This is a genomic window from Novosphingobium sp. G106, from assembly GCF_019075875.1.
Classification (GTDB): Bacteria; Pseudomonadota; Alphaproteobacteria; order Sphingomonadales; family Sphingomonadaceae; genus Novosphingobium.
This window is the reverse complement of sequence record NZ_JAHOOZ010000001.1, coordinates 1,035,724-1,059,391: the sequence shown is the minus strand read 5'-3', so window position 1 is coordinate 1,059,391 and position 23,668 is coordinate 1,035,724. Positions and strand designations below refer to the sequence as shown.

Genomic DNA, 23,668 nt, shown 5'->3' with positions numbered 1-23,668 from the left:
TCTCTTCCTGAACTCTCAACCTAACGAGGGCGCCGCAGGATCCCGCCGCGCCTGAACAGTCCGCGCTTGCCGCCAATCGGCTCGAACATCTCTTCGGGCCGCTCTGGATCGAGCACTGCGTTGTCGGCAATCGCCTTTTCAGCTTCCGTCAGCGGACGCAAGGTGAAGGGCTCCAGCCTTTTTGCCCCGGAGTCCGGGCCCGCGGTGACGGATTCAATCGCCGAGGCCATCGAACCGAGCCGCTCTATGGCCTCGGCCAGCCGTTCGACCGCAACGCCGCAGTGCTCGGCCAGAAGCGAATGGCGCAAGGCAGTGATCGCCGGGGTGATGTGGCCATTGCCCGGCCGCGCTGCGTCGATGAACACGTCGCATTCGGTATCGAGCCCCATCGAGCGGTTGTTCATGTTGGCCGAACCGACGCGGACGATCTCGTCGTCGACGATCATCAGCTTTGCGTGGACGTAGATCTGCATGCCGCCCGAAGTCAGCGGCACATAGACGCGGAAGCGCTGTGCGTGGTCCTTCTCGGCGACCGCGTGAAGCAGGCGAACGCGCGCCGCATCCATCGCCGCCTGTTCGAGCCAGCCGTGCGCGGTAACCGGATTGATCAACACGATCTCGGGCGGATCGGGCTCGGCGACGCGCTGGGCTATGGCCTCCGCGATGCGGCGCGAGGCGAAGTACTGGCTCTCGGCATAGATGAACCGCTTTGCCCGGCGGATCTGCTCGACGAACAGTTCCTCGATCTCGCGGATCTCCTCGCAGCCGTTGTAGGCAGCGCGGGTGCGCGCGATGCCCACTTCGACATCGGTGAATTCGGCGACGAGATCGTCGGGCCAGGCGCTCTCCGTCTGCGATTCGCAGGGTGCCATCTCCCCACCCCCGGCAACACGCCAGCGCTCACGCCCGAGATCACCGAGCACGCCGGCAACCTCGCCCTCGAGCATCATGGTGATGTCGTGCCACGGGCCATAGAGTCGCTTGTTCGGCCGGCGGCGGCGCGGGTCCTCGTGCAGGTGCTCGCGCGTGTCCCAGCGATCCGAAGTAATGTCGATACCGCCGCAGACCGCGAAGCGATCGTCGATCACCGCGATCTTCTGGTGGTGGCTGCAGCCGATCGGATGCGCGGAATCGAGTTTCAGGTCGATCGAGCGGTTGAAGAAGAAGCGCACGACGTCGACGATCATCGTGCCGCGCGCGAGGAACTTCAGCGCGCCGAAGTTCCATTCGAGCAATTTGATCTGCAACTCCGGGGCGCGCTTGACCAGCCAGACCATGAAGGCGCCGAGCCTCGCCGGAAAGACCCCGCGCCGCGGCAGGTTCCACCAGCGCCGCCCCTCACCGAGCCGGATGCGCGAATCGAAATCCCAGCTGATCAGGAATATCCGCTGCCGTGCCTTCAGCATCGCATCCTGCATCAGGTCGAAATAGGCGGCGGCGTCGATCACGACATGGGCCCGGCTGGCTCTGGCATAACGCCAGACCGACGGGCTTGCCGGCTCGTGTTCTTGCTGCGCCCCGTCCATCCTAGATCCCATTACCGACAGGCGCAGTTACCCGTCCTTCACAGTCAAGATGGGGCGGACGGGTGCACTTGTCATCAGTCAGTTGGCGAGGAATGCTGCAGTCAAACGCGGCCCGCGCCGCCGGGAGAGATACGATGACTACACCAACCAGCCAGATCCTGAACGAACTCGCCGACCGCGAGGCGATCAAGGAATGCCTGTACCGTTACTCGCGCGGGATGGACCGGCTCGATGCAGACATGCTGCGTACCGCCTACTGGCCCGATTGCGTCGACGATCATGTCGGCTTCGTCGGCGACGTCGAGGGATTGATCGAATGGTCGTTTCCGATCGTCGGCTCGATGGATCAGGCCCAGCACATCATCGGCAACATCCTGATCGCGATCCACGGCAACAGCGCCGACGTGGAGAGCTATTTCTACGGCATCCAGCGGCTCAACCTGCCCGACGGCACCAAGTCCGACGTGGTCGCCTCGGGCCGCTACGTCGACACGCTCGAAAAGCGCGGCGACGAATGGCGCATCCTCAAACGCCTGGTCGTCACCGACTGGTTCCGCCAGTATCCGGACTCGTCCGACTGGTCTAATGGCTTCATGGGCCTGATGATCGAGCCGGGCGGCCGCTATCCCGACGACGAGAGCTACAAGCGGCTCAAGCTGGCCTGAGGCCCCTCTGGTCCCTAAGGTTGCCCCGAACCCGTCACTCGTCTAGTTCGCGTTCCGTACCAGTGGGGCGATGACGGGGAACTTGCGGATGGCATCGAACAGGAGAATGGGCCCGCAGGATTCCGCGACGTCCAATGCCCTGCTCGACGCGACCGAGGCCGTGCTACGCAACGAGGGCTATGGCGCCGCCACCTCGCGCCGCATCGCCGCCGAAGCCGGGGTCAAGCAGCAACTCGTCTACTATTACTTCCGAACGATGGACGAACTGCTGCTCGCGACCTTCCAGCGCCGCACCGCGCGCGCGTTGGAACGTCTTGCCGAAGATGTTGCGAGCGAGCGACCGATCCAGTCGCTGTGGGAAACTCTGACCAGCATGGTCGAAGGCAAGCTGGTCTTCGAATTCGTCGCTCTGGCCAACCACCACGAAGGCATCCGCGCCGAAGTCGCGCGCTATGTCGCGGAATCGCGCCGGCTCGAGGCTGAGGCGATCGGGCGGCAGTTCCGCGAACAGGGCATCGATGCAGGACCCGTCACGCCAAAGGCTGCCGCTTTCGTGATGTACGCGGTGACGCTGGTGCTGCGCCGCGAGGCCGCGACGGGGATCACCGAAGGGCACGACGAAGTACTTGCGCTGATGGACTGGGCACTCAACCGGGCGAAGTAACCGCCCGGCGGCTTGGCGCTAGAGTGGCCTCGCGTTAGCGCTCATACTTGCGCCTGAACACGCAATCGAACTCGATCACGGAAGCGCGGTCATGGCTGAACGTGTTCGTCGGCACGTTCTGCGCCAGCACGAAGCCGAGGCTGTCCATGTGGTCGAGTGCCTCGCGGAAGGACCAGACGTCGTCGTAGAGATGGCCGATGGGCAATTCGAGCTGCACGCCTTCGCAGCGGGCCAGCGTTTCCGCGGCACCGTCGAGAACCTGCCGCTCGAATCCCTGGGTGTCGATCTTGAGGAAGCCGCGGGCGAACGGCTTGCCGCGAAGAATGTCGTCGAGCCGCTCTACCTTAATGGTTTCGGTTCGTACGACGCGGGATTGCGGGTCGAAGTTCGGGGCGAGGTCGGTCAAGGGCAGGAGCGAATTGAACCGCTCGTCCACGGAAATGTTGATCTCGGCTTCTCCGGGTTCGCTGCCGGCGGCAAGGCGGATCGCATCCCACATCGCCTCGCCGCTGATGCGCTTCTCGAGCTTGCCATAGGGTTCGCTGGCGGGCTCCAGGCTGATGATTGCCGCGCGATAGCCCCAACGGCGCAGATGGTCGCCATAGTCTCCCACGTTGGCCCCTACGTCGATGACGAGGTCGATGTTCCGGCTGTCGAGGAACTGATTGAGGTTCGGGGTTCTTACGAAGTCCCATCCACGTCGGCGCACGAGATTGCGCAAAGATCGCTTGAGCAGTTGCATTGCCAACTTCCCTGAAAGACGGCAGGAATCGTGGTGCGCAGGCATCGACTGTCAAGACGAATTTGTCGGTAGGGAAAGTCCCACGATCAGGAAGGTTCTGCCGCTGCAGGCGCGATTGACCCGCTTCGGCCGGCCTGCTAATAAAGTGATCAGCAAATAAGCCGGCGGGAGAGAACGATGACCGAAGCGGTGCTCGACAAAAGCGGACTTTCGCCCGAAAATCCGGGGCGCTGGCTCGACGGCGGCTACGAGCGACTCCTGGCGATGAGCTGGCGGGACTGCCTCGACGTCCAGCTCAGGATCATCCGGTGCCGCTTCGAGGAACTGGTCCCGCAAGTCGCCGCGCTCGACAAGCTCGCAAAGCGCGAGGGGATCACCAAGATCGACAGCTTCGAGGACGCGCTGCCGCTGTTCTTCGACCACCGCGTCTACAAGTCCTACCCGCTCAGCCTGATCGAGACGCGCGACTTCCCCAAGCTGACCGGCTGGCTCAACCGCCTGACGACGCACGATCTGACCACGATGGACCTCTCGGGCCTGACGATGATCGACGACTGGATCTCGCGGCTCGACGACTTCGGCATGTTCATCGGCCATTCCACAGGCACGACCGGCAAGCTCAGTTTCATCCCGCGCTCGAAGACAGAACTCCACGCCTTCCGCAACTGCCACAACGAGGCAAGCCGCGCGTCGAGCGGCGTCGATCCGACGAAGGAGTTCATCGAGACCTTCTTCCCCAGCTATCGCTACGGCCACCAGATGGCGCTTAAGATGGTCTCCACTTTCAACATCCCCGCGGCCGGCGGCGAGGCACACTACCACACGCTCTATCAGGGCCGGCTCTCAGCCGACTTCATGTCGCTAGCCGGCCGGATGCAGAGCGCCGAGGATCGCGGCGAATTGCAGAAGCTCGGGCTCGATCCCGCGCTGCTCAAGGCGCGCGAAGAGATGATCGCCCAGGCCAGGCGCCGCGACCAGGACGTGGCGGCCTTCTTCGATACGCTTTTCGAGGAGTTCCGCGGCCAGCGCGTCAAGATCGGCGGCACTTTCGGCGATCTGATCACCACCGCGCGCAACGGCATCGCCAAGGGCATCAAGCCCGAATTCGCAGCCGGAAGCTTCATCGCTACCGGCGGCGGCATGAAGGGCCTCAAGGACCCGCCGCCCGACTGGGAGAACTTCGTCAAGGACTTCTTCGGGATCGAGACGGTCTCGATGGTCTACGGCATGTCCGAGGGCTGCGGTTTCGCCCCGCGCTGCCGTAACGGCCAGTTCCACACGATGCCGCACACCGTGCCCTTCCTGTTCGACCGCGACATGAAACTGCTGCCGCGCGAAGGCCAGCAGACCGGGCGCTATGCCTTCTTCGACCTGCAGGCCGAGACCTACTGGGGCGGCTTCATCTCGGGCGACCAGGTGACGATCGACTGGGACGAGCAATGCGGCTGCGGCTGGAAGGGTCCGACCGTCGGCCCCGTGATCACCCGCTTCGCCGAGATGGAAGGCGGCGACGACAAGATTTCCTGCGCCGGCACGGCCCAGGCCTACAACGATTTCATGGACTTCGTTTCCCAAGGATAGCCGATCATGACCGACACCTATCGCATCCCGATCATCGCCCGCGGCCGGATCATCGAGCCCGGCGAGGACGCGGTCGAGTACAAGGGCCGCGGCGGCGCGACCTTTCTGACGCCCGATCCGCACAAGCACATCCACGATCTGGTGCTCGGCAACCCGGTGCTGCTCGGCGACCTGCAGCAGACGCCGATCCGCGACATCATCGATTTCCTCGCCGAAGCCGGCAAGCGGCTCAGATTCGAGGACAATCCCTACCTGCAAGAGAGCTTCGCCCTAGCCCTGCGCGCGGGCGGGCTCGCCGAGCCGATCCTGCGCGGTGTCTATGACGACCTGCCGCTCATGTTCGATCCGGTATCGATGTTCGCGCAGATCGACGGCACGATCGGGGCCGACTACCTCGACGGCTGGGTGCCCTCCCCCGCCGGCCCGCACTGCCGCGTCCGTGCGGTCGGCACGCGCCAGCTCCACATCACCGCGGGCAACGTGCCCGTCGTGGCTGCGCTGACGATCGTGCGCGGCGCGCTGACCAAGTCCGACGTGCTGATCAAATCGCCCTCGAACGACCCGCTGACCGCCAATGCGATCATGCGCACCATGCTCGAACTCGATGCCAGCCACCCGGTCTGCAAGCACGTCGCGGTCGCCTACTGGAAGGGCGGCGACGAATACATGGACTCGCAGATCGTCCGCACCACGCGCATCGACAAGATCACCGCCTGGGGCGGCATGTCCTCGGTCAAGCACATCCAGAAGTTCCTGACGCCGGGCATCGACCTGACCGCGCTGAACCCCAAGTTCTCGGTCTCGGTGATCGGCAAGGAAGCGCTGGAAAGCGACGCGGCGATGGACGAGGCGGCGCGCGGCATCGCGACGATCTCGGGCTTCTACAACCAGACCGCCTGCGTCAATTCGCGGCTGGTTTATGTCGAATGCAAAACTGACGACGCGTCTCTCGACCGCTTGGCCGAGCTCGGCCGCAAGGTCGTCGCTGAATACCAGAACCTGCCGCCGATCCTCTCGACGCCCGCTGACAAGCCCAACAAGGACCTCGAGGCAGAGATGGAAGCCGTCGCGCTCGAGGACGATTTCTACACGGTCGAGGGCGACACCGTGAACGGCGGCGTGGTGATCTCGCGCTTCCCCGACCGTGTCGATTTCTACGATCAGCTCAACAACCGCGTGGTCAACATCGTCCCCGTTGCCGACCTGCTCGACGTCGTCAAATGGTGCGACGACACGACGCAGACCGTCGGCGTCTATCCCGAGAGCCTGCGCGACCGGCTGCTCGATCCCTTCGCGCTCGCAGGGGTGCAGCGTCTGGTCTCGCTCAAGGGCCACAATGCGATGGACATCTACAAGTCGATCCACACGATGCCGCCGGGCATGCCGCACGACGGCATCGAACCGCTGCGCCGCAACGTGCGCTGGGTGATCGACCACCGCCCGATCGAGGAAACGGCGCTGAGCATCGCGGCGGAGTAGGTCAGGCGCCTTCGGGCTCGAACTCGCCGAGCGACCAGTCTTCGCGCGCCGCGGCCATCCAGATACGCAGGGCCGCGGCGTAGCCGAGCAGGCCGGTGGCGAGCGCGGCGCCGTTGCTCCATAAAGCCGGGCCGCTCACAAGGCTGCGCACGGCGAATGCGCCGGCCATGGCCAGCAGAGCGGCGGACATCGGCCCCGCGCTGTGGTGGAAGGGCACGGCAACGCCGAAACTGCGCTGCAGGGTCAGTCGGCGCAGGACGATGCCGGCAAAGACCCCGATCATCACCGAGAGCGCCGCGCCTGTCACGCCGAACTGCGGCATCAGCAGGCAGCCTGCGACCACATTGCAGCCGATGTTGGCCCCCGTGATCCGCACCGCCGCCAATGGCCGGTTGTAGAGGATGATGAGGTCGCTGACGCTGAACGCGCCCTGGAACATCTCAGCGGCAGTCAGCAGGACCATGGCCCAGTAGCCGGTGACGAAGCCCGGTCCGAACGAGGCGAGCAGAGGCTCGCCGATCAGCACCAGCGCGACGAGGACCGGCAATTGCACCGCCAGTATCAGCCGCGATGCGGCGGCCGTGGCGAGGCCCGTGTGCCCTGGCCCCCGCGTCGCGATGGTTCGCGCGATGATCGGATTGAGTAGGCCGTCGAAGCTCTGGCGCACCTGGCGTACCGGCGTGCGGATCTGCCGCGCCATGCCGTAGATGCCCGCGCCGACCTCGCCGAGGAAGAAGCCCACGAGGTACATGTCGACGCGGCCGAACAGGCCCTGGAGCCCCTCGTTGAGCGTCGCGCTCGCGCTGTCTCGGACGAGCGCCATCAGCCGTGCCGGTTCGATGCGGTAGGCGCTGAGTTGCAGTCCGAAATAGGCGCGCCGCAGTCCCCAGAAGGCATAGCCGAGCGCGACGAGCGTACCCGCCCAATAGCTGACCAGCAGCCCGGTCTCGTTCCAGCCCAGCCAATAGGCAGCGATCGCCGCGGCGACACCGACGTAAGGTTCGACAATGCTGCGCGCCGTTACTTCGTAGCGCATCACGTGCTTCCAGCGCGTCCCCGCCAAGGTCACGTCGAGCAGCGCCTGGCCGGCGATCATCGGCGCGAGGATCGTCAGGCCGGTGGCGACATTGGCCGACAGCAGACTCTCGGGCAGCAGCGCGACGAAGGCGATGATCGCCGCCGCTAGCGCCATGCAGGCACCGAACACCGTGAGTACCGAATCGAGCACGACATGGATCGGCTGGCGATCCCCCGCCGCATCGAGATACTTGAACAGCAGCCGCTTGGCGCCAAGCCCGCCGACGCAAACGGCCAATTCTATCGCCGCAACCGCCAGGCTGTAAGCGCCGAACAGCGCCACGCCGAACAGCCGCGCCGCGATGTAGAGGAACAAGATGCGCGCGCCGAAGCGGATCGCGAAGCCCAAGGCGGTCGTCACTGCGCCCTGCTTGATCGTTCGACCCAGAGGTGCGCCGTCTGCCATTGCGGCGTCCTTAGGGCCGGCCCCGATGCTGGGCAAGGGTCAGTGATAGCCCATGTCTGCGGTCACCTTTCCGCGGAACACCCAATAGGACCAGGCCGTGTAGAGCAGGATCACCGGCAGCAGCACGAGCGTGCCGACCAGCAGGAACAGCTGCGTATCGGGCGATGCCGCGGCCTGCCACAGCGTGTAGTGCCCGGGCACGATCATCGGGAACAGGCTGATGGCGATGCCCAGATAGGACATGAGGAACAGCGCGACCCCGCCGGCGAACGGCGCGGCGTCGTGCCGGCCCTGGAAGGCGCGCCAGGTGAACAGCGCGATCAGGCCGCTGACGATCGGCACGGGCGAGAGCAGCGCGATGTTGGGCCAATCGAACCAGCGCCGCGCGATCTCGGCATTCATCAACGGCGTCCAGAGGCTCACCGCGCCGATTCCGGCGAGCACGCCGAGCAGCGCCAGCCGGCCCTGACGGCGCGCGCCGGCCTGCACTTCGCCCTCGGTCTTCAGCACCAGCCAGCCGGCTCCCAGCAGGGCATAGCCGAACACCAACGACAGCCCCGTGAGCAGCGAGAACGGCGTAAAGCAGTCGAAACTGCCGCCGACGAAGTGCCGGCCGTCGACCTCGAAGCCCTGGATGAAAGCGCCGAGCACCACCCCTTGGGCAAACGTCGCGACGATCGAGCCCCAGTGGAAGCCGTAGTCCCAGAACCCACGGCGCTCGGCATCGCGATAGCGGAACTCGAAGGCCACGCCGCGGAACACGAGCGCGATCAGCATGAGCAGGATGGGGAAATAGACGGCCGGGATGATGATCGCGAAAGCCAGCGGGAAGGCCGTCAGTAGCCCGATCGAGCCCATGACCAGCCAGGTCTCGTTGCCGTCCCAGATCGGCGCGATCGAGTCCATGATGACGTTGCGCGAGGGCGTGTCGGGCGCGAGGCCGAAGAGGATCCCGACGCCGAGGTCGAACCCGTCGAGCAGGACATAGAGGAATACGGCGAGCCCGAGGATCACCGTCCAGATCGCGACGAGGTCGAAGGCGGCGAGGCTCATGGCACGTGCTCTCCCGGCAGCGTCGCTATCGGCGACTTCGGGCGCCCCGCCTCGATCGGATCCTCCTCCTGGGCCGCTGCGATGCCGCGCTTGGCGATGCGCGCCATCAGTGCGAGACCGGCGGGGAACATGATCAGATAGGCGACCATGTAAGCGGCCAGCGAGATCGCGACATCGACCCCGGTCAGCGATGGCGACACTGAATCGGCGGTGCGCAGCAGACCATAGACGGTCCAGGGCTGGCGGCCGACCTCGGTAGTCGTCCAGCCGGCCAGGACGGCGGCGAAGCCGATCGGCGCGGCCCATTGGCACGCGCGCAGGAATAGCGGGTTCGTATAAAGCCGTCCGCCGCGTCGCAGCAGCGTGCCGGTGGCGACGATCGCCAGCATGATAACGCCCAGCCCCACCATGATGCGAAACGCGAAGAACGGGATCACCACGGGCGGCCGGTCGTGCGGCGGCACGTCGGTAAGGCCCGGCACCTCGCCGTTCACGTCATGCGTGAGGATCAGGCTGCCGAGCAGCGGCACTTCGACCGCGAAGTGGTTCTTCTCTGCCTGCTGGTCGGGGATCGCGAAAAGCGTCAGCGGCGCGCGGTGTTCGCGGTGCCAGTTCGCTTCGATCGCCGCGAGCTTGGTCGGCTGATGCGCGAGTGTGTTGAGCCCATGCGCGTCGCCCAGAAAGATCTGCAAAGGCACGAGCCCCATCAGCAGCCAGAGCGTCAGCGACACCATCCGCTTCGCCGCATCGCCGCCGGTGCCCTTGCGCAACATCCAGGCCCCCACCCCGAGCACGACGAAGCCCGTAGTGATGTAGAACCCGGTCACCGTATGCGCGAGGCGGTAAGGAAACGACGGGTTGAAGATCACCGCACTCCAGTCGCGCGGCTCGAAGCGGCCATCGACCAGCGCATAGCCTGCCGGCGTCTGCATCCAGCTGTTCACCGCGATGATCCAGAACGAGGAGAACAGCGTGCCCAACGCGACCATCATCGCGGCGAAGAAATGCACGCTCGGGGGGACCCGGCTGCGGCCGAACAGCAGCACACCGAGGAAGGCCGATTCGAGGAAGAAGGCGGTCAGTCCCTCATAGGCCATCAGCGGCGAGATGACGTCGGCGGTAGCGTCGGAAAAGCGGCTCCAGTTGGTGCCGAACTGGAAAGGCATGGCGATGCCCGAGACCACGCCCATGCCAAAGGATACCGCAAAGATCTTGGTCCAGAACGCCGACAGCCGTGCATAGACGTCGTTGCCGGTCGCGAGGCGCAGTCCTTCGAGGCAGGCAATGAAGCTGGCGAGACCGACGGTGAAAGCCGGCATCAGGATATGCCAGGCGATCAGCCAAACGAATTGCAGGCGGGAGAGCAGTACCGCATCCAGCATGGACAGGCGCCATAGCACCAAATGACGCAGAGGTCCGCGTGCAATGTGCAGAATGGCACATGCGTTTGGCGCATGCGATTGGCCGGGCGACTAGGCGCCGTCCTGGGCTCCGGCCTCACGCGCCGCCGCACGGCGCACCAATTGCTGCAGCCGCCAGGCGACCAGACCGGTCGCGATCACACCGACGAAAAGCAGCGCGCCTTGCACATAGCCAACCTGCGCCGTTCCCACCTGCCAGCCCATCCGGCCGAGCGCGCCTATCGCGACGAAGCAGGCGAGCGCGGGCAGCGATGCCAGCGTTCCCAGATTGAACGCGACAAAGTCGATGCGCGTCAGTCCCAGGCAATAGGAGGTCAGCGCAAACGGCATGGCCGGTGACAGCCGGATCAGGCAGACGAAGTACCAGCCGTCGGCGCTGACACTTCGGTCGAGGTCTTCGAAGCGCGGATGCTTGGCGATCCAGCGCTCGATCCGCGGCGCGAGGGCCGAACGGCTGAGCAGGAAGGCCAGCGATCCGCCGACCATGAGGCCAACGCAGGACAACAGGAAGCCGGCGATGAGGCCATAGGCCGCGCCCGCTGCGATCGCGATGAACGAGGCCGGCACGAACCCTACGGCCGCAACCACGATCTGGAGCACGAGAAACAGGAACCAGTTCCCACTCGCCGCTTCCACCAGCGCGTGGATCTGCCTCATCCACCCGGCAATGAAAGGCAAGCGCGCGCCCAGGGTCGACAGCGCAGCGACCAGCATGAGCGCGACGACAGCTAGAGCGGCGGCAACCCGCTTCATGCCTCGACGCTGATCTCGCCGGCGGGGGTCAGCAGCCGGGACTTGTCATCCTCGAAGATCGCCGCCTTGCCGAGCCCCATCCTGGCGATCCGGAATTTCAAAGCGGTGCCGAGCACGCCGATGCCGTAAGTGATCGAGCGGCTCAGGTTGATGCTCGAAGCCTCGGCGAAGTATTTGGTCGGGCAGGATATCTCGCCGACGCGGAAGCCGAACCAGACGGCCTGGGTGATCATCTCGTTGTCGAACACGAAATCGTCCGAGCAGCTGTGCAACGGCAGCCGCTCGAGCGTCTCGCGGCTCCAGGCGCGGTAGCCCGTGTGATATTCCGACAGCTTCTGGCCGATGAGCAGGTTCTGCACCAAGGTGAGAAAGCGGTTCGCGACGTACTTGTACTTCGGCATGCCGCCTTTCAGCGCGCCCGTGCCGAGAATCCGCGAGGCGAAAACCACGTCGTAGTGGCCGGAGGCGATCATGCCCGCCATCGCCGCGATGAGCTTGGGCGTATACTGGTAGTCGGGATGGAGCATGACGACGATGTCCGCGCCGCGCGCCAACGCGCTAGTGTAGCAGGTCTTCTGATTGCCGCCGTAGCCCCGGTTCTTGTCGTGGACCAAGGTGTGGATGCCCAGCGACCTGGCGACCGCGATGGTATCGTCGCGGCTCGCGTCGTCGGTCAGGATCACGTCGTCGACGATGTCGAACGGAATCTCGCGATAGGTCTGTTCCAGCGTCTTCGCGGCGTTATACGCGGGGAGTACGACCGTGACTTTCAAACCCTGGATCACTCGAACTCTTCCTCAAGAATTGAAACAGGTTAATACGCGATATAGAAATCTCATTTAGATGCGGCGCCAGGAGGGCTTCCCGGGAATGCCAAGCGATCAATCGCCCAATAGCCGTATTTCATTAACCGAAAACGAAGGCGAGAAAGATCAGCCTCTTGGCAGGCGGCTGATCCCGTTTCTTACAGTGGTGATCGCTTTCGCCGTCATGGCGGTTCTTTACCTGTACGGCCCATCGGAGGTCTATCGGCGAATCCTGAGGCTGTGGGGGATCAGACCCTATCCTTTCGTCTTCCTCGATACGGACACGGTGCTGTCCGCCGTACGCTGCCTGCGCAAGGGCGTGGACGTATTCGTGACGAACCCCTGCGACCCCGAAGGGCGCGTGTTCGACTATTCGCCGTTGTGGCTGGTGCTGGCCAAACTGCCGGCCTGGATGACCGGGCTCGTGCCCACCGGGCTGATCGTCGATACCGCGTTCTTCCTGTCGCTGCTGTTGTTGCCCGTGGGCAGGACATGGCGCGAGAGCGGGCTGATCGCCCTTGCCGCCATTTCGACGGCATCCGCCTTCGCGGTCGAGCGGGCAAACAACGACCTCGTCCTCTTCGCACTGTGCGCCGTGGCGGCGGCATTGGTATCGCGCTCGAAAGGGCTGCGCCTCTTCGGCTACGGGGCAGCGCTGCTGGCTGGCCTGCTCAAGTACTATCCGCTGACCACGCTGGCGATCGCGTCGCGCGAAAAGCCGGGTCGTTTCGCGCTGGTGGTGTGCCTCGTCCTCGCCGGGATCGGCTTGTTCCTGCTGACGATGGGGCACGACCTCACCCGCGCGCTCAAGCTCATTCCGACGGGCATCTGGTTCGGCGACATGTTCGGATCGTCGACAGTCGCCGGCGGACTCGCGGAACTGCTGGGCTGGTCCTCCTCCATGCAAAGCTTCGTCCACGTCGCGATGAGCCTTGCCGCGCTGGTTTGGGCCCTCTGGCTGGCGACGCGGGCCGAATTCATCGCGGCAATCACCCGGCTCGACGAAACGCAGCGGAATTTCCTGCTGGTGGGCGCGCTACTGGTGGTCAGCTGCTACTTCGCCGCGCAGAACATCGGCTACCGCTCGGTGCACCTCATCATGATCATGCCGTCGCTTCTCGCCCTTGCGAGCCGTCCGCAAGGATCGCTCCTGCTACGCTGGTCGCCGGTCCTCGCGCTTGTCGTGCTGTGGACCGAGGGGTGGCGGTACTGGGTGCAGAAGCTCGACAAGATCGTCGATGCCTCCGAAGCGATCCAGGTCGCCACCTGGGCTGTCCGCGAGGCGGTCTGGTGGACGCTCATCCCGGTCCTGATTGCCTGCGTGACCGTGCTGCTGGTGCATTCGGAAATGGGCCGGATCGTTTTCCGCCAGAACGGAAATCGCAGCACCGCACCGAAACTGGCCAGCGGAATATGAGGCCTGCGCAGGCCCCCAAGGTGTTCGCAGCGCTCTAATTCAGAGCCGCAAAACCCACGGCGTCGCGCTGAGCGCGAGAAGAATACTGAGCCATGGAGAAAATGGCGCGCCCGGAACGATTCGAACGTCCGACCCTCAGATTCGTAGTCTGATGCTCTATCCAGCTGAGCTACGGGCGCGTTGGAAGCGCGCTCTTAGGAGGGACTTTCCGGCTTGGCAAGCGGCTAAATGACATTCTTCAGCGCTGCCGCGAGCGGATAGTCGAGCGGCGGCATTTCCAGGCCCGCCAGTTCGCCCGCGGCGTACCAGCGGATCTCCTCGCCATCGCGGCATTCGGCTTCGCCCTGCCACGAGCGGCAGGTGTAAAGCAGGATTACACAAGCCCTCCGCGGCGGCGGAGGCGAATCGGTGTCGCTGGCGAAAGTGAGCGGAACCAGCGCGGCTGGGTCGAGCCCGATGGCCAGTTCCTCCTCGATCTCGCGCAGAGCCGCCGCCTGCGGCGTTTCTCCGGGCTCGATCTTGCCGCCGGGGAACTCCCAGAGGCCGCCATGCTCACTGCCTAGCCGCCGACGCTGGAGCAAGACACGCCCTTCCCCGTCGACCAGCGCAACGGCGACGACGAAAACGGGTGTCGAAAAATTTTGCAAGGTAAGGTTTCCTCTAAAGAATTTCTTAAGCCTGATCCGCGAAAAACAGCTCCATCGCCGAAAGTCAGGGGACGACGGGGCCATGATATCATTTCTAGCATCATTGTACCGGGATACCCGCGGCGCCACGGCGATCGAATACGGGTTGATCTGCGCCATGATCGTTTTGGGAATGCTCGCCGGGCTGCAAGGCCTCGGCAACGGCAATTCCAGCGGCTGGGGCACCATGTCGAGCAAAGCTACGACCGCCATGGCGGGCGCCGCGAGTTAAATGTTTGTCAAGAAATCCTCAGTACCAAAGGCTTGTCCGAATTTATCGTCACCGGACGGGGTAATCGAAGACTGCAAACCAGGAGACTGACCATGAAGTTCATCAAGAAGCTGATCCGCAACGACAAGGGCGCCACCGCCATCGAATACGGCCTGATCGCCGCCCTCATCGCGGTTGCCGCGATCAGCGCGATGCAGGGCCTGGGCACGCAGCTCGGCAAGACCTTCACCTCGACCTCGTCGTCGATGGCTGCCTAATAAGCTGACAGCTTAAACCAACAGGGAGGGCGGCAGGTAATCCTGCCGCCCTTTTTGTTTGTCCGCAGCACACTGCGGCACGAACCACGCGCCTCTTTATAACCTATTTATTTCAAACGGTTATGACGAATCCAGGGAAACTGCCAGGGACGCGTCATGAAGATCATCAAGAACCTGTTTCGAAACCAGACCGCCGCCACCGCCATCGAGTACGGCCTGATCGCCGCCCTCATCGCGGTTGCCGCGATCAGCGCGATGAAGGGCCTGGGCACGCAGCTTGGCAAGACCTTCACCTCGACCTCGTCGAGCATGGCCAGCTGACGCTTCGCCTCAATAGCACCAACGACATGAGGGCTGTGGCGCAAGCTGCGGCCCTTTTTCTTGTCGATCGCCCGCTGTCCTATGGCCTGCGCGCCTGATCCAGGCTGGGAAGCGCGACAGCGCCCGCCAAGAAAGCGGCGGTTTCGTAATTCGATTGCGACGGCAAAAGCGACCGCAGTCGCCAACCCGGAGGGCTTAGCTCCGAAAGATCAGAAGATGCCCGGCAGCAGCCGCCAGCGAACCTGACCCATATATTCGCTATAGACCGGGTCCTGTGACAGCAGGCGTTCCTCGGCCAGGATGCGGCGAATCTGTGCGGTCCAGCCGATCAGGTAGATCGCCAGGTTGTGCCAGCTGAACATCAGCACCAGCGCACCGATGTGAACGAACAGATAGCCCGCATACATCGGGTGCCGCATGTAGCGGTAGGGTCCGTTCACCTTGACCCCGCGGTTGGCCGGCGCAATGCCGAAGCTGCGGCGCAGGACGAGCTTGGCCGCGCACTGCCAGACGTTGCCGACGAGCAGCAGGAAAAGCCCCAGATTGGCCAGCGACGGGAAGCTGTCGTCCGCCGGGACGAGCATAAGCGGCGCAAGCGTCGCGGTGCAGGCCAGCAACCAGTCGCCGAGATCGACCGAGATCGCGGTCGTCGGCCGCCGCAGCAGCGTGAAGATCAGCACGGCGAATTCGGACAGCATCACCGCCATGGCATAGGGATTGGTCGATCCCAGCATCCGCCACGCGAAAGGACACCAGAGCGCGACGATAGCGAGTTGCTCGATGCGGTCGAGCACCTGCGGCTTGAGCAGCCAGGTGCGCAGACCCGATCCGGTTGCCGCTGTGTTCACCCTGCCGTCCTCCGAATATCGATATTTCGGTTTAGGCAAACAGGGTTAACAACCCCCTACTCGGGCCTGGTTCGCGCCAGCGGATGGCGAGCGTTGACCAGGGCGACCAGCCGCGCACTGTCGACATGGGTATAGATCTGCGTCGTGCTGATGTCGGCATGGCCAAGCAAGGTCTGCAGGATGCGCAGATCGGCCCCGCCTTCGAGCAGATGGGTGGCGAAAGCGTGCCGCAGGACGTGGGGCGAGACCTTCTCCGGATCGAGCCCGGCGCGCCCCGCCAACTCGCGTAACAGCTGGAACAGGCGAACCCGTGTGAGATGCCCCTGCCCTGCACGCGAGGGGGAACAGGTGTCGTCCTCCCGACGCCCTCAGTGCCAGCCAGCGCGACAGCGCTGTCCGCGCACGACCGCTGACCGGAACCATGCGCTGCTGCCCGCCTTTGCCGACGACGGTGAGAAACGGCGCATCGCGCGGCACCGAGGCAAGCGGCAGGCCGACCAGTTCGCTGGCGCGCAATCCCGACCCATAGAGCAGTTCGAGAAGCACGAGCAACCGCACCGCCTCGGGCCGATCGCCCGAAGCCTCCTCCTCGGCCCGCTGGAACAGCGCATCGACTTCGCCGTGCGACAGCAGTCGCGGCAGCGGACGGCGCGTCGTCGGGCGCGGCAGCGATGGCGAGGGATCGTCCTGGCGCAGCCCCTCGTCGATCAGAAAACCATAGAACTGCCGCAGCGCCGAGCAGCGGCGCGCCAGACTGGAAGGCGCGAGATCGGCCCAGGCCTTGCCGAGCCCCGCCAGCGCCAGCCCTTCGGCCACCGTCAGATCGCCGATCTCTTCCTGCGCGGCTTCGAGGTCGCGGCGATAGGCGAGAAGCGTGTTACGAGCGGCACCGCGCTCGGCGGCGAGCATGGCGAGGAAGGAATCTATCTCGCCCGGAATCGACTCATCCCCGCGCGACGGCTTCGGCCGCGATCATCCGCGCCTCGGCATCGAGGCCGACGCGGTTCAGCGCCGAGACGATGTGATAGAGATAGAGCGGCGTCATCTTCGCCCAGCTATCGCCCTGCATGCCAAGCCCGGCCAGCAGCGCCACGACCGTGGGATTATTCACTTCCGCGGCGCGATCGATCGACCGGGTCCAGCGCGTCTGGCGCGAAAGATCGATCTCCATGGTGCTCGCCAGGCCGTTCGCCGTCGAAGGCGTGACCCGGCCGAGACCGGCGAGAGCAGCAAGCAGGAACGCCGACTTGCGCGTCTTCTCGCTCTGGTCGGCGTCGCGGAAGTTCTCGACCGCGCCCGAGGAAACCGGCTGCGAGCGGCTCGGTTCGGCGAGGACCAACAGCGCCCAAGCCTTGCTGCCCACCTCGGCCTGCGCGGCCCAGCGCAGCGCATTGGCATCGAGCCCGGCAGCAAGCATCGAGGCGATCAGATCGTCGGCATTCGTCGCAAGCTTGGGATCGACCGGTAGCCGTGCCGCGGCATAGGCAGTGAGAACCTGGCGCGAATACCGCTGCTCGGCATCCGCCGTGGCGCTCCACAGCGATTCCATGGCGCCCAGCCGAGCGGCGGGATCGGCTGCGACATAGGCATCGCGCAGCTGCGAGGCGCGGTCGGCCCAATCGCCGGTAATATCGTCGGCGGCGTAGATCTGGCCGTAGAGGTCGACCATGGCCTCGCTCGACAGCACGCCCGCCGCGCCCGCGCGGTCGGCCGCCGCGGCACGGAGCGGCAGGCCCAGCATCGGCGCAGTCGCCGCGAGATAGTCGTAGCGCACGCCGGCGCTGCGCATCAGGCTTTCGGGCGGGGTCAAGCCGACCGCGATGGCCAGGCCGTAGCGCCAGGGCGTCATATCCTGAACGTCGTCCCATTGGATCGTCACCGCGCGGCGCGCCTTGCCAGCGGCGCCTGCATATTTCTGTGCAAGCAGGACGTCGACCTTGGGCAGCTTGCCCTGGTTCAGCGTCCGGTCGAGCTGGGTAAGGCCGGACTGGCCGTCGCCCTGGAACGCCGTGCAGATCGCCTTGGCCATGTCCCACTGCGGATCGCTGATCGCCTCGCCCTGGATCGCCACGGCCGGGCAGACGCCGGTGAAATCAGCCGTCGCGATATACGAGTCGAACGCCGCACGCGTGAGATCGGGCGTGTAGTTGCCGGTATCGATGTCCTGCACCAGCGCACGGGCCGCCTCGCCCTCACCCATGCGGACAAGCAGCGCGGCGCGCAGCGCGGTGAAATCGGCAGGATTCATCGTCGCCGGCGCATCGAGCCGCGAGGCGAGCGCCCGGCGCAGCAGGATATGCCCCCAGCGTGAGACCATCATGCCGCGGTTGCCCTGGAGCGCCGCGCGGATCAGCGAGGCATTCTGCGCGACGAGCGAAGTCGGCGACAGCCCGCCTTCGTTCTGGTCGAGCACCCCGACCCGCTCCATCGAGCGGCGCGCGGCGGGCGGGATGTCAAACTTCGGCTTGAGGTTGAGCGCTTCCTCGAGCTCCTCGGGCGACATTTTCGACAATTCGTCGAGCGAAGGCAGCTTGCTGGCCGCGGCCATGGCATCGGCCGAAGGAGCGGAGGGCACCACCACGCTGGGCAGCGGCTGGACGACCGCCCCTGAAGCGCTTGAGGTACTGGCGCCGCTGCTATTGCCGGTCGAGGAACTATTGCCTTGCGCCGCGGGGCGCGGTGCCTGCGCAGGCTCGGCACGGGGAGCGGCCTTCGGCGCAGGCTCATCGAAGCCCGGCGGCAGCAGCGATTCGGGCGCCTTCTGGGCCAGCGCCCAGCCGGAGGTCAGCGCCAGCGCGGTGCCGACGAGAAGATGCAGCGGCTTCACTTGGTCAGCTCCGGAACGGGGACGGGCTCAGAAATCGGGCGCAGCGGCTCGCGGCCGCCGTCGATCCCGGCATAGGCGAGAACCAGAAGCACGATCACGGCGATGCCTGCCAGTACCAAGCCCTTGCGCATCGACACCGTCACTCGTTCACCTTCCCGCCAGCCTTGCGCTGCGGACTAGCCCAACTATAGGCGGGGCTGCAATGGACGTTGACGATACCCAGCTCTCCGCGGGCGAGATAGAGGCCCTGGTGCGGCGCATCGACCGGCCGATCGTGCTGGTCGGCATGATGGGCGTGGGCAAGTCGAGCGTGGGCAAGCGCCTCGCCGCGCTGCTCCACTGGCCTTTCGTCGATGCCGACGACGAGATCGAAGAGGCCGCGCAGATGACCATCCCCGAGATCTTCGCGGCGCACGGCGAGCCCTATTTCCGCGACGGCGAGCGACGGGTGATCGCCCGGCTGATCCAGGAAGGGGCCAAAGACGGGGTGGGCCACCGCGTGATCGCCACGGGCGGCGGCGCTTTCGTCAACGCGGAAACCCGCGGCCTGATCCTCGAGCGCGCTATCGCAGTCTGGCTGGACAGCGACATCGACACGCTGGTCGAGCGCACCTCGCGCAAGGAAAACCGCCCGCTGCTACAGCAGGGCGATCCGCGCGAGATCCTCTCACGGCTGCGCGACGAGCGGGCGCCCCACTATGGGCAGGCGCCGATTCACATAGTGAGCGGGAACGGCCCGCACAGCCGCACCGTTACCAGAGTGCTACAAGGGATCGGACAATGGCTGTAATCCCCGTCGACATCGCCGGCCGTCCTTATGAAGTCCGCGTCGGCGCCGGGCTGCTCGCCGAACTGGTGCCGCATTGCCGCGGACGGCTGCGCAAGCCGGACGTCGCGATCGTCACCGACGAGAACGTCTATCGGCACTGGGGCGCGGTCGTCCAAACCGCATTGCACGATGCCGGTCATACCCCGCACTGGCGCATTCTGCCGGCCGGCGAAGGCACGAAGAGCTGGGACGAGCTTTCCCGCATGGTCGACTGGCTGCTCGACCTCGGCATCGAGCGCGGCGATCACATCCTCGCGCTCGGCGGCGGGGTGATCGGCGACCTTACCGGCTTCGCGGCTTCGATCGTCAAGCGCGGCTGCAATTTCATCCAGCTGCCGACGAGCCTGCTGGCCCAGGTCGACAGCTCGGTCGGCGGCAAGACCGCGATCAACACGCCCGCAGGCAAGAACCTGGTCGGCGCGTTCCACCAGCCGTCGCTGGTGCTGGCCGACCTTGCCGTGCTCGATACGCTGTCCGAACGCGAGCTCCGCGCGGGCTATGCTGAAGTGGTGAAATACGGACTGATCGGCGATCTCGACTTCTTCCATTGGTGCGACGAGCACGGCGCGGCGATGCTCGCCGGCGATGCGAGCTTGCGCGAATATGCCGTGGCCTACAGCGTGGCGGCCAAGGCGAAGATCGTCGCCGAGGACGAGTATGAGACCACCGGCAAGCGCGCGCTGCTCAACCTCGGCCACACCTTCGGCCATGCGCTCGAGGCTGAGACACACTATTCCGACTTCCTGCTCCACGGCGAGGCAGTGGCGATCGGCATGGCGCTGGCCGCGCGCTATTCGGCGCGGCGCGGGCTGATGCCGCGGGCCAGTGCGGAGCACGTCGCCGGCCATTTCGCCGCCGTCGGCATGAAGAGCGAGCTTTCCGCCTTGCGGCTCGACTGCGACGGCCGCGACCTCGTCGCGCACATGCTCCACGACAAGAAGATGGACGCGGGCACCCTGCCCTTCCTGCTGATGCGCGGGATCGGCGAGACCTTCCTCGCCAAGGACGTCGAACTCGACGACGTCGCCGCTTTCCTGGAGGAAGAGCTGAGGCGTTAGCATGGAGCTGGCCCGGTTCGACGCCGACACGTTCCTGCGCGACTACTGGCAGAAGCATCCGCTGCTGATCCGCAACCCGTGGGCAGCCTGGACCAATCCGCTCGAGCCTGACGAACTGGCGGGCCTTGCCTGCGAAGACGGTAACGAGGCGCGGCTGGTCCGCCGCACTCCCAAGCAGTGGAAAGCCGAGCACGGGCCTTTCGACGAATCACGCTTCGGCAAGCTCGGCAAGCACCCCTGGACATTGCTGGTCCAGGCGGTCGACCACCACGTTCCCGAAGTCGCCGCGCTGATCGCGCCGTTCCGCTTCGTGCCCAACTGGCGGATCGACGACGTGATGGTCAGTTACGCCAGCGATGGCGGCGGCGTCGGGCCGCATTTCGACCAGTACGATGTGTTCCTGATCCAGGGCCTTGGACAGCGCCGGTGGCAGATTGGCAGCACGTGCGACGCCGCAACCGAGCTGCTGGCGCACGATGACTTGCGGCTGTTGGCCGAGTTCACGCCGACCGAGGAATGGGTGCTCGAACCCGGCGACATCCTCTACGTCCCACCCGGCGTTGCGCACAACGGCGTCGCAGTCGGCGACGACTGCATGACCTATTCGATAGGCTTCCGCGCCCCGTCGCGCAGCGAGCTGATCGCGCACTGGTGCGACCATGTGCTGGCCGGACTGGATGAGGACGACCGCTACGGCGACCTGGACCTCACCGCTCAGGCGAACCCGGGCGAGATCGGACCGCAAGCGCTCGACCGGCTTCAAGCGATGATCGCGGAAAAGCTGGGCGACCAGCAAGCCTTCGCGCGATGGTTCGGTACGTACACCTCGGCGCGCAAATATCCCGATGTCGACTGGACGCCCGAAGAACCGATCACCGTCGAGGAACTGCGGGAGCAACTGGCCAGGGACGGCACACTATGCCGCAATCCCGCCAGCCGTTTTTCCTTCGTCCGGTCGGGGCTCCTGTTCGTCGACGGGGAAAGCTTCGACTATGGCCCCGACATAACGGCCTTGGCCGAAAGCATTTGCGCGCAGGACCGCCTGACGGTCACCCCCGACCTGCTGCAATCGGACGCGGCAATGGAATTGCTCGCGACGCTGTTCAACCAGGGAAGCGTGGCCTTCGACCAGCCGGACTGAGCGTCTCGACCGCGACCTCGCGCCATTCCCCCGGCGCGATCCCGTCGAGACCCCAGTCGCCGATCCGCCAGCGCACCAGCCGCAAGGTCGGATGGCCGACCGCCGCGGTCATCCGGCGGACCTGGCGGTTGCGGCCCTCGCGGATCGTCAGCTTGAGCCAACAGTCGGGCACGCTCTTGCGGAAGCGCACCGGCGGGTCGCGTGGCCAGAGCGCGGGGTCGTCAATGCGTTCGGCCTCGGCCGGGAGCGTCAGTCCGTCCTTCAGGCGGACGCCCTTACACAGCGCCGCCAGGCTGTCCTCGCCGGCATCGCCTTCCACCTGTACGAGATAGGTCTTGGCCGTCTTGTACTTGGGATCGGCGATCCGCGCCTGCAGCCGGCCGTCGTCGGTCAGCAGCAAGAGCCCCTCGCTGTCGAGATCGAGCCGCCCCGCCGGATAGACGCCCGGCACGTCGATGAAGTCCGACAGCGTCTGCCGCGCCGAGCCCGCATTGCCTCTGTCGGTGAACTGGCAGAGCACGTTGAAAGGCTTGTTGAACAGGATCAGCCGCGACATGGTCCCTCATCGCCCATCAGCCGAAGATCGCAAGCCCGAACATGCCCTCCCGCGTAAAGGTCTTCTTCGACGGCGGCTGCCGGCCCAATCCCGGCCCGATCGAGGTCGCGGTGCTCGCGGCCGGGCAGACGCACCTGTTCCGCGACCTCGGCCAGGGCACCAATGGCGACGCCGAATGGCTGGCGCTGATCCATGCCTTGCGCATCGCCCGGACACTCGGCACCGACTTCGTCTTGCTCGGCGATGCAGTCGCGGTGATCGGACCGGCCAACGGCACCGTGAAATGCCGCGGCTCGGCGGCAAACCACCTCGAATCCTTCCGCGAACTCGCCGGCGGCAGCCCGCCGCTAATCCGCTACGTCAAACGCGCGCAGAACCTCGCCGGGATCGCCCTGGCCGGCCTCCACCCGCGCTAGAGCATCACCTGCCCGCCATCGGCGTTGAGCGTCTGGCCGGTCAGATAGCGCCCATCCTCGCTCGCGAGGAACACCGCGATCGGGGCGATGTCGCCGGCGGGATCGCCGAAACGGCGCAGCGCGATCGCGTCCATGTACTGCTGCCCGCGCTCAGGGTTCTCGGCGAAGAACTTGGCGGCGCCCGGGCTCATCGCCGCGGGATTGATCACGTTGACGCGGATGCCGAACTGGCCCCACTCGCGAGCCGCCGAGCGCGACAGGGCGCGGATGCCTTCCTTGCCCGCGCCGTAGATGCCGTCGCCCGGCTCGCCGTAGATCCCCTGGCGCGTGCCGAAGTTGATCACCGACCCGCCGCGCTCCTTGAGATGCGGAAAGGCCGCCTGCATGTGGTAAAGCGTGCCGAGCAGACCGGAGCCGAGCGTCAGTTCGATCGCCTCGTCGGTGATGTTCTCGACCAGCGCCTGCCTGGTCGCCTGGGCATTGTTGACCAGAATGTCGAGCCGACCGAAATATTCGATCGCCGCGGCTATGGTGCGGTTGGCGTCTTCACGCTTGGCGACGTCCGCCTCTACCGCCACGACTTTCGCCCCGCCGGCTTCGAGCTGCCGCGCGTTCTCGTCGAGCACGTCGCCGCGCCGTGCCGAGATTACCAGCCCCGCGCCCTCGCGGGCGAAGACTTCAGCGATGGCAAGACCGATACCCTGGCTGCAACCCGTGACTACTGCCACTTTTCCGTCCAACCGGCCCATATGGCGTCTCCCAAAAACGATGCGTCCCAGCGCATCCCGTTCAATTCGAGGCACGTCAATCGCATGGTTCGCGGCGGGCTGCCAACGGGCAAAACGCCGGCTCCCGTATCGAAGCTCGGGCCAGTCGTGGCTTGTTCACGATGAAGCGCGCCAAGATG

The 23,668-nt window shown here is 65.4% G+C and carries 25 protein-coding genes, 1 tRNA gene and 1 pseudogene; 12 read left to right on the top strand and 15 right to left on the bottom strand.

What is annotated here, in order from left to right; translation table 11 throughout:
- Positions 1 to 20: 20 nt before the first annotated feature.
- On the bottom strand, positions 21 to 1,526 hold the full coding sequence (locus tag KRR38_RS04990; RefSeq protein ID WP_254514647.1) for a phospholipase D-like domain-containing protein: 1,506 nt from the start codon (positions 1,524 to 1,526) through the stop codon (positions 21 to 23).
- 134 nt (positions 1,527 to 1,660) lie between these two features.
- On the opposite strand from KRR38_RS04990, the gene KRR38_RS04985 reads away from it, so the two are divergent.
- Entirely contained in the window at positions 1,661 to 2,191 is a 531-nt protein-coding gene (locus tag KRR38_RS04985) for a nuclear transport factor 2 family protein (RefSeq protein WP_217399200.1), read from the top strand.
- Positions 2,192 to 2,279: 88 nt separating this feature from the next.
- The gene (locus KRR38_RS04980; RefSeq protein ID WP_217399198.1) at positions 2,280 to 2,855 is read left to right on the top strand and encodes a TetR/AcrR family transcriptional regulator; all 576 of its coding nucleotides are present in this window, start codon (positions 2,280 to 2,282) and stop codon (positions 2,853 to 2,855) included.
- Between the two features lie 34 nt (positions 2,856 to 2,889).
- On the opposite strand, the gene KRR38_RS04975 is transcribed toward KRR38_RS04980, so the two are convergent.
- Positions 2,890 to 3,597: an FkbM family methyltransferase gene (locus KRR38_RS04975; RefSeq protein ID WP_217399196.1), complete on the bottom strand. Its 708-nt coding sequence runs from the start codon at positions 3,595 to 3,597 to the stop codon at positions 2,890 to 2,892.
- Positions 3,598 to 3,774: 177 nt separating this feature from the next.
- On the opposite strand from KRR38_RS04975, the gene KRR38_RS04970 reads away from it, so the two are divergent.
- Both KRR38_RS04970 and KRR38_RS04965 read left to right on the top strand, forming a co-directional pair.
- Positions 3,775 to 5,178 carry a hypothetical protein gene (locus KRR38_RS04970; protein ID WP_217399194.1) on the top strand — a complete coding sequence of 468 codons (1,404 nt, stop codon included), beginning with the start codon at positions 3,775 to 3,777 and terminating at the stop codon, positions 5,176 to 5,178.
- A 6-nt stretch (positions 5,179 to 5,184) separates the two neighbouring features.
- Positions 5,185 to 6,657 (top strand): acyl-CoA reductase, encoded by a 1,473-nt coding sequence (locus tag KRR38_RS04965; RefSeq protein WP_217399192.1) that lies wholly within the window; start codon positions 5,185 to 5,187, stop codon positions 6,655 to 6,657.
- Between the two features lies 1 nt (position 6,658).
- On the opposite strand, the gene KRR38_RS04960 is transcribed toward KRR38_RS04965, so the two are convergent.
- The 5 genes from KRR38_RS04960 to KRR38_RS04940 form a co-directional block, all read right to left on the bottom strand.
- Entirely contained in the window at positions 6,659 to 8,140 is a 1,482-nt protein-coding gene (locus KRR38_RS04960) for a lipopolysaccharide biosynthesis protein (protein ID WP_217399190.1), read from the bottom strand.
- A gap of 39 nt (positions 8,141 to 8,179) precedes the next feature.
- Positions 8,180 to 9,193 carry a cytochrome d ubiquinol oxidase subunit II gene (cydB, locus tag KRR38_RS04955; protein ID WP_217399188.1) on the bottom strand — a complete coding sequence of 338 codons (1,014 nt, stop codon included), beginning with the start codon at positions 9,191 to 9,193 and terminating at the stop codon, positions 8,180 to 8,182.
- Entirely contained in the window at positions 9,190 to 10,575 is a 1,386-nt protein-coding gene (locus tag KRR38_RS04950) for a cytochrome ubiquinol oxidase subunit I (protein ID WP_217399186.1), read from the bottom strand. Before KRR38_RS04950 ends, cydB begins: the two co-directional genes overlap by 4 nt.
- 90 nt (positions 10,576 to 10,665) lie before the next feature.
- Positions 10,666 to 11,367 (bottom strand): TVP38/TMEM64 family protein, encoded by a 702-nt coding sequence (locus tag KRR38_RS04945; RefSeq protein ID WP_217399184.1) that lies wholly within the window; start codon positions 11,365 to 11,367, stop codon positions 10,666 to 10,668.
- Positions 11,364 to 12,152, bottom strand: a complete 789-nt coding sequence (locus tag KRR38_RS04940; RefSeq protein ID WP_217399182.1) for a glycosyltransferase family 2 protein — start codon at positions 12,150 to 12,152, stop codon at positions 11,364 to 11,366. Before KRR38_RS04940 ends, KRR38_RS04945 begins: the two co-directional genes overlap by 4 nt.
- Before the next feature lie 85 nt (positions 12,153 to 12,237).
- Between KRR38_RS04940 and KRR38_RS04935 the strand changes: the two genes are divergently transcribed.
- A complete protein-coding gene (locus KRR38_RS04935) occupies positions 12,238 to 13,590 on the top strand; it encodes a hypothetical protein (protein WP_217399180.1) in 1,353 nt (450 codons plus the stop codon).
- Between the two features lie 102 nt (positions 13,591 to 13,692).
- Here KRR38_RS04935 and KRR38_RS04930 read toward each other — a convergent pair.
- Positions 13,693 to 13,769, bottom strand: a tRNA-Arg gene (locus KRR38_RS04930).
- A 45-nt stretch (positions 13,770 to 13,814) separates the two neighbouring features.
- Complete coding sequence (locus KRR38_RS04925) at positions 13,815 to 14,237, bottom strand: (deoxy)nucleoside triphosphate pyrophosphohydrolase (protein ID WP_254514646.1); 423 nt, start codon at positions 14,235 to 14,237, stop codon at positions 13,815 to 13,817.
- 82 nt (positions 14,238 to 14,319) lie between these two features.
- Between KRR38_RS04925 and KRR38_RS04920 the strand changes: the two genes are divergently transcribed.
- The 3 genes from KRR38_RS04920 to KRR38_RS04910 all read left to right on the top strand — a co-directional run bounded on the left by KRR38_RS04920 (position 14,320) and on the right by KRR38_RS04910 (position 15,086).
- On the top strand, positions 14,320 to 14,508 hold the full coding sequence (locus KRR38_RS04920) for a Flp family type IVb pilin (protein ID WP_217399176.1): 189 nt from the start codon (positions 14,320 to 14,322) through the stop codon (positions 14,506 to 14,508).
- Positions 14,509 to 14,600: 92 nt separating this feature from the next.
- Positions 14,601 to 14,765 carry a Flp family type IVb pilin gene (locus tag KRR38_RS04915; RefSeq protein WP_217399174.1) on the top strand — a complete coding sequence of 55 codons (165 nt, stop codon included), beginning with the start codon at positions 14,601 to 14,603 and terminating at the stop codon, positions 14,763 to 14,765.
- A gap of 156 nt (positions 14,766 to 14,921) precedes the next feature.
- A complete protein-coding gene (locus KRR38_RS04910; protein ID WP_217399172.1) occupies positions 14,922 to 15,086 on the top strand; it encodes a Flp family type IVb pilin in 165 nt (54 codons plus the stop codon).
- Positions 15,087 to 15,295: 209 nt separating this feature from the next.
- On the opposite strand, the gene KRR38_RS37315 is transcribed toward KRR38_RS04910, so the two are convergent.
- From KRR38_RS37315 to KRR38_RS04890, 4 genes and pseudogenes are all read right to left on the bottom strand, one after another.
- On the bottom strand, positions 15,296 to 15,934 hold the full coding sequence (locus KRR38_RS37315; RefSeq protein ID WP_217399170.1) for an isoprenylcysteine carboxylmethyltransferase family protein: 639 nt from the start codon (positions 15,932 to 15,934) through the stop codon (positions 15,296 to 15,298).
- A 56-nt stretch (positions 15,935 to 15,990) separates the two neighbouring features.
- Positions 15,991 to 16,843 (bottom strand): annotated as a pseudogene (locus KRR38_RS04900) (tyrosine recombinase).
- Between the two features lie 34 nt (positions 16,844 to 16,877).
- Entirely contained in the window at positions 16,878 to 18,761 is a 1,884-nt protein-coding gene (locus tag KRR38_RS04895; RefSeq protein WP_217399168.1) for a hypothetical protein, read from the bottom strand.
- Entirely contained in the window at positions 18,758 to 18,904 is a 147-nt protein-coding gene (locus KRR38_RS04890; protein ID WP_217399166.1) for a hypothetical protein, read from the bottom strand. Before KRR38_RS04890 ends, KRR38_RS04895 begins: the two co-directional genes overlap by 4 nt.
- A 59-nt stretch (positions 18,905 to 18,963) precedes the next feature.
- On the opposite strand from KRR38_RS04890, the gene KRR38_RS04885 reads away from it, so the two are divergent.
- Genes KRR38_RS04885 through KRR38_RS04875 form a run of 3 tightly spaced genes read left to right on the top strand, consistent with a single transcriptional unit; the run spans position 18,964 to position 21,789 of the window.
- Positions 18,964 to 19,551: a shikimate kinase gene (locus KRR38_RS04885; protein ID WP_217399164.1), complete on the top strand. Its 588-nt coding sequence runs from the start codon at positions 18,964 to 18,966 to the stop codon at positions 19,549 to 19,551.
- The gene (gene aroB / locus KRR38_RS04880) at positions 19,542 to 20,648 is read left to right on the top strand and encodes a 3-dehydroquinate synthase (protein WP_217399162.1); all 1,107 of its coding nucleotides are present in this window, start codon (positions 19,542 to 19,544) and stop codon (positions 20,646 to 20,648) included. The genes KRR38_RS04885 and aroB overlap by 10 nt, the downstream gene beginning before the upstream one ends.
- 1 nt (position 20,649) lies before the next feature.
- A complete protein-coding gene (locus KRR38_RS04875; RefSeq protein WP_217399160.1) occupies positions 20,650 to 21,789 on the top strand; it encodes a cupin domain-containing protein in 1,140 nt (379 codons plus the stop codon).
- On the opposite strand, the gene KRR38_RS04870 is transcribed toward KRR38_RS04875, so the two are convergent.
- A complete protein-coding gene (locus KRR38_RS04870) occupies positions 21,752 to 22,345 on the bottom strand; it encodes a pseudouridine synthase (protein ID WP_217399158.1) in 594 nt (197 codons plus the stop codon). The genes KRR38_RS04875 and KRR38_RS04870 overlap by 38 nt on opposite strands.
- A 41-nt stretch (positions 22,346 to 22,386) precedes the next feature.
- On the opposite strand from KRR38_RS04870, the gene KRR38_RS04865 reads away from it, so the two are divergent.
- Entirely contained in the window at positions 22,387 to 22,761 is a 375-nt protein-coding gene (locus tag KRR38_RS04865) for a ribonuclease HI (RefSeq protein WP_217399156.1), read from the top strand.
- Here the strand turns inward: KRR38_RS04865 and KRR38_RS04860 are convergent.
- Positions 22,758 to 23,510 (bottom strand): SDR family NAD(P)-dependent oxidoreductase, encoded by a 753-nt coding sequence (locus KRR38_RS04860; RefSeq protein WP_217399154.1) that lies wholly within the window; start codon positions 23,508 to 23,510, stop codon positions 22,758 to 22,760. The two genes, KRR38_RS04865 and KRR38_RS04860, sit on opposite strands and share 4 nt — an antisense overlap.
- Positions 23,511 to 23,668 lie beyond the last annotated feature (158 nt).

What these genes read in the sequence shown, in the direction of transcription:
- KRR38_RS04950 (WP_217399186.1), bottom strand. Translation starts at nt 10,575, where the DNA reads ATGCTGGATGCGGTACTGCTCTCCCGCCTGCAATTCGTTTGGCTGATC.
- KRR38_RS04910 (WP_217399172.1), top strand. Translation starts at nt 14,922, where the DNA reads ATGAAGATCATCAAGAACCTGTTTCGAAACCAGACCGCCGCCACCGCC.
- KRR38_RS04975 (WP_217399196.1), bottom strand. Translation starts at nt 3,597, where the DNA reads ATGCAACTGCTCAAGCGATCTTTGCGCAATCTCGTGCGCCGACGTGGA.
- KRR38_RS04860 (WP_217399154.1), bottom strand. Translation starts at nt 23,510, where the DNA reads ATGGGCCGGTTGGACGGAAAAGTGGCAGTAGTCACGGGTTGCAGCCAG.
- cydB (WP_217399188.1), bottom strand. Translation starts at nt 9,193, where the DNA reads ATGAGCCTCGCCGCCTTCGACCTCGTCGCGATCTGGACGGTGATCCTC.
- KRR38_RS04980 (WP_217399198.1), top strand. Translation starts at nt 2,280, where the DNA reads ATGGCATCGAACAGGAGAATGGGCCCGCAGGATTCCGCGACGTCCAAT.
- KRR38_RS04935 (WP_217399180.1), top strand. Translation starts at nt 12,238, where the DNA reads ATGCCAAGCGATCAATCGCCCAATAGCCGTATTTCATTAACCGAAAAC.
- KRR38_RS04865 (WP_217399156.1), top strand. Translation starts at nt 22,387, where the DNA reads ATGCCCTCCCGCGTAAAGGTCTTCTTCGACGGCGGCTGCCGGCCCAAT.
- KRR38_RS04945 (WP_217399184.1), bottom strand. Translation starts at nt 11,367, where the DNA reads ATGAAGCGGGTTGCCGCCGCTCTAGCTGTCGTCGCGCTCATGCTGGTC.
- KRR38_RS04885 (WP_217399164.1), top strand. Translation starts at nt 18,964, where the DNA reads ATGGACGTTGACGATACCCAGCTCTCCGCGGGCGAGATAGAGGCCCTG.
- KRR38_RS04965 (WP_217399192.1), top strand. Translation starts at nt 5,185, where the DNA reads ATGACCGACACCTATCGCATCCCGATCATCGCCCGCGGCCGGATCATC.
- KRR38_RS04990 (WP_254514647.1), bottom strand. Translation starts at nt 1,526, where the DNA reads ATGGACGGGGCGCAGCAAGAACACGAGCCGGCAAGCCCGTCGGTCTGG.
- KRR38_RS04960 (WP_217399190.1), bottom strand. Translation starts at nt 8,140, where the DNA reads ATGGCAGACGGCGCACCTCTGGGTCGAACGATCAAGCAGGGCGCAGTG.
- KRR38_RS04915 (WP_217399174.1), top strand. Translation starts at nt 14,601, where the DNA reads ATGAAGTTCATCAAGAAGCTGATCCGCAACGACAAGGGCGCCACCGCC.
- KRR38_RS04985 (WP_217399200.1), top strand. Translation starts at nt 1,661, where the DNA reads ATGACTACACCAACCAGCCAGATCCTGAACGAACTCGCCGACCGCGAG.
- KRR38_RS04970 (WP_217399194.1), top strand. Translation starts at nt 3,775, where the DNA reads ATGACCGAAGCGGTGCTCGACAAAAGCGGACTTTCGCCCGAAAATCCG.
- KRR38_RS04875 (WP_217399160.1), top strand. Translation starts at nt 20,650, where the DNA reads ATGGAGCTGGCCCGGTTCGACGCCGACACGTTCCTGCGCGACTACTGG.
- KRR38_RS04920 (WP_217399176.1), top strand. Translation starts at nt 14,320, where the DNA reads ATGATATCATTTCTAGCATCATTGTACCGGGATACCCGCGGCGCCACG.
- aroB (WP_217399162.1), top strand. Translation starts at nt 19,542, where the DNA reads ATGGCTGTAATCCCCGTCGACATCGCCGGCCGTCCTTATGAAGTCCGC.
- KRR38_RS04870 (WP_217399158.1), bottom strand. Translation starts at nt 22,345, where the DNA reads ATGTCGCGGCTGATCCTGTTCAACAAGCCTTTCAACGTGCTCTGCCAG.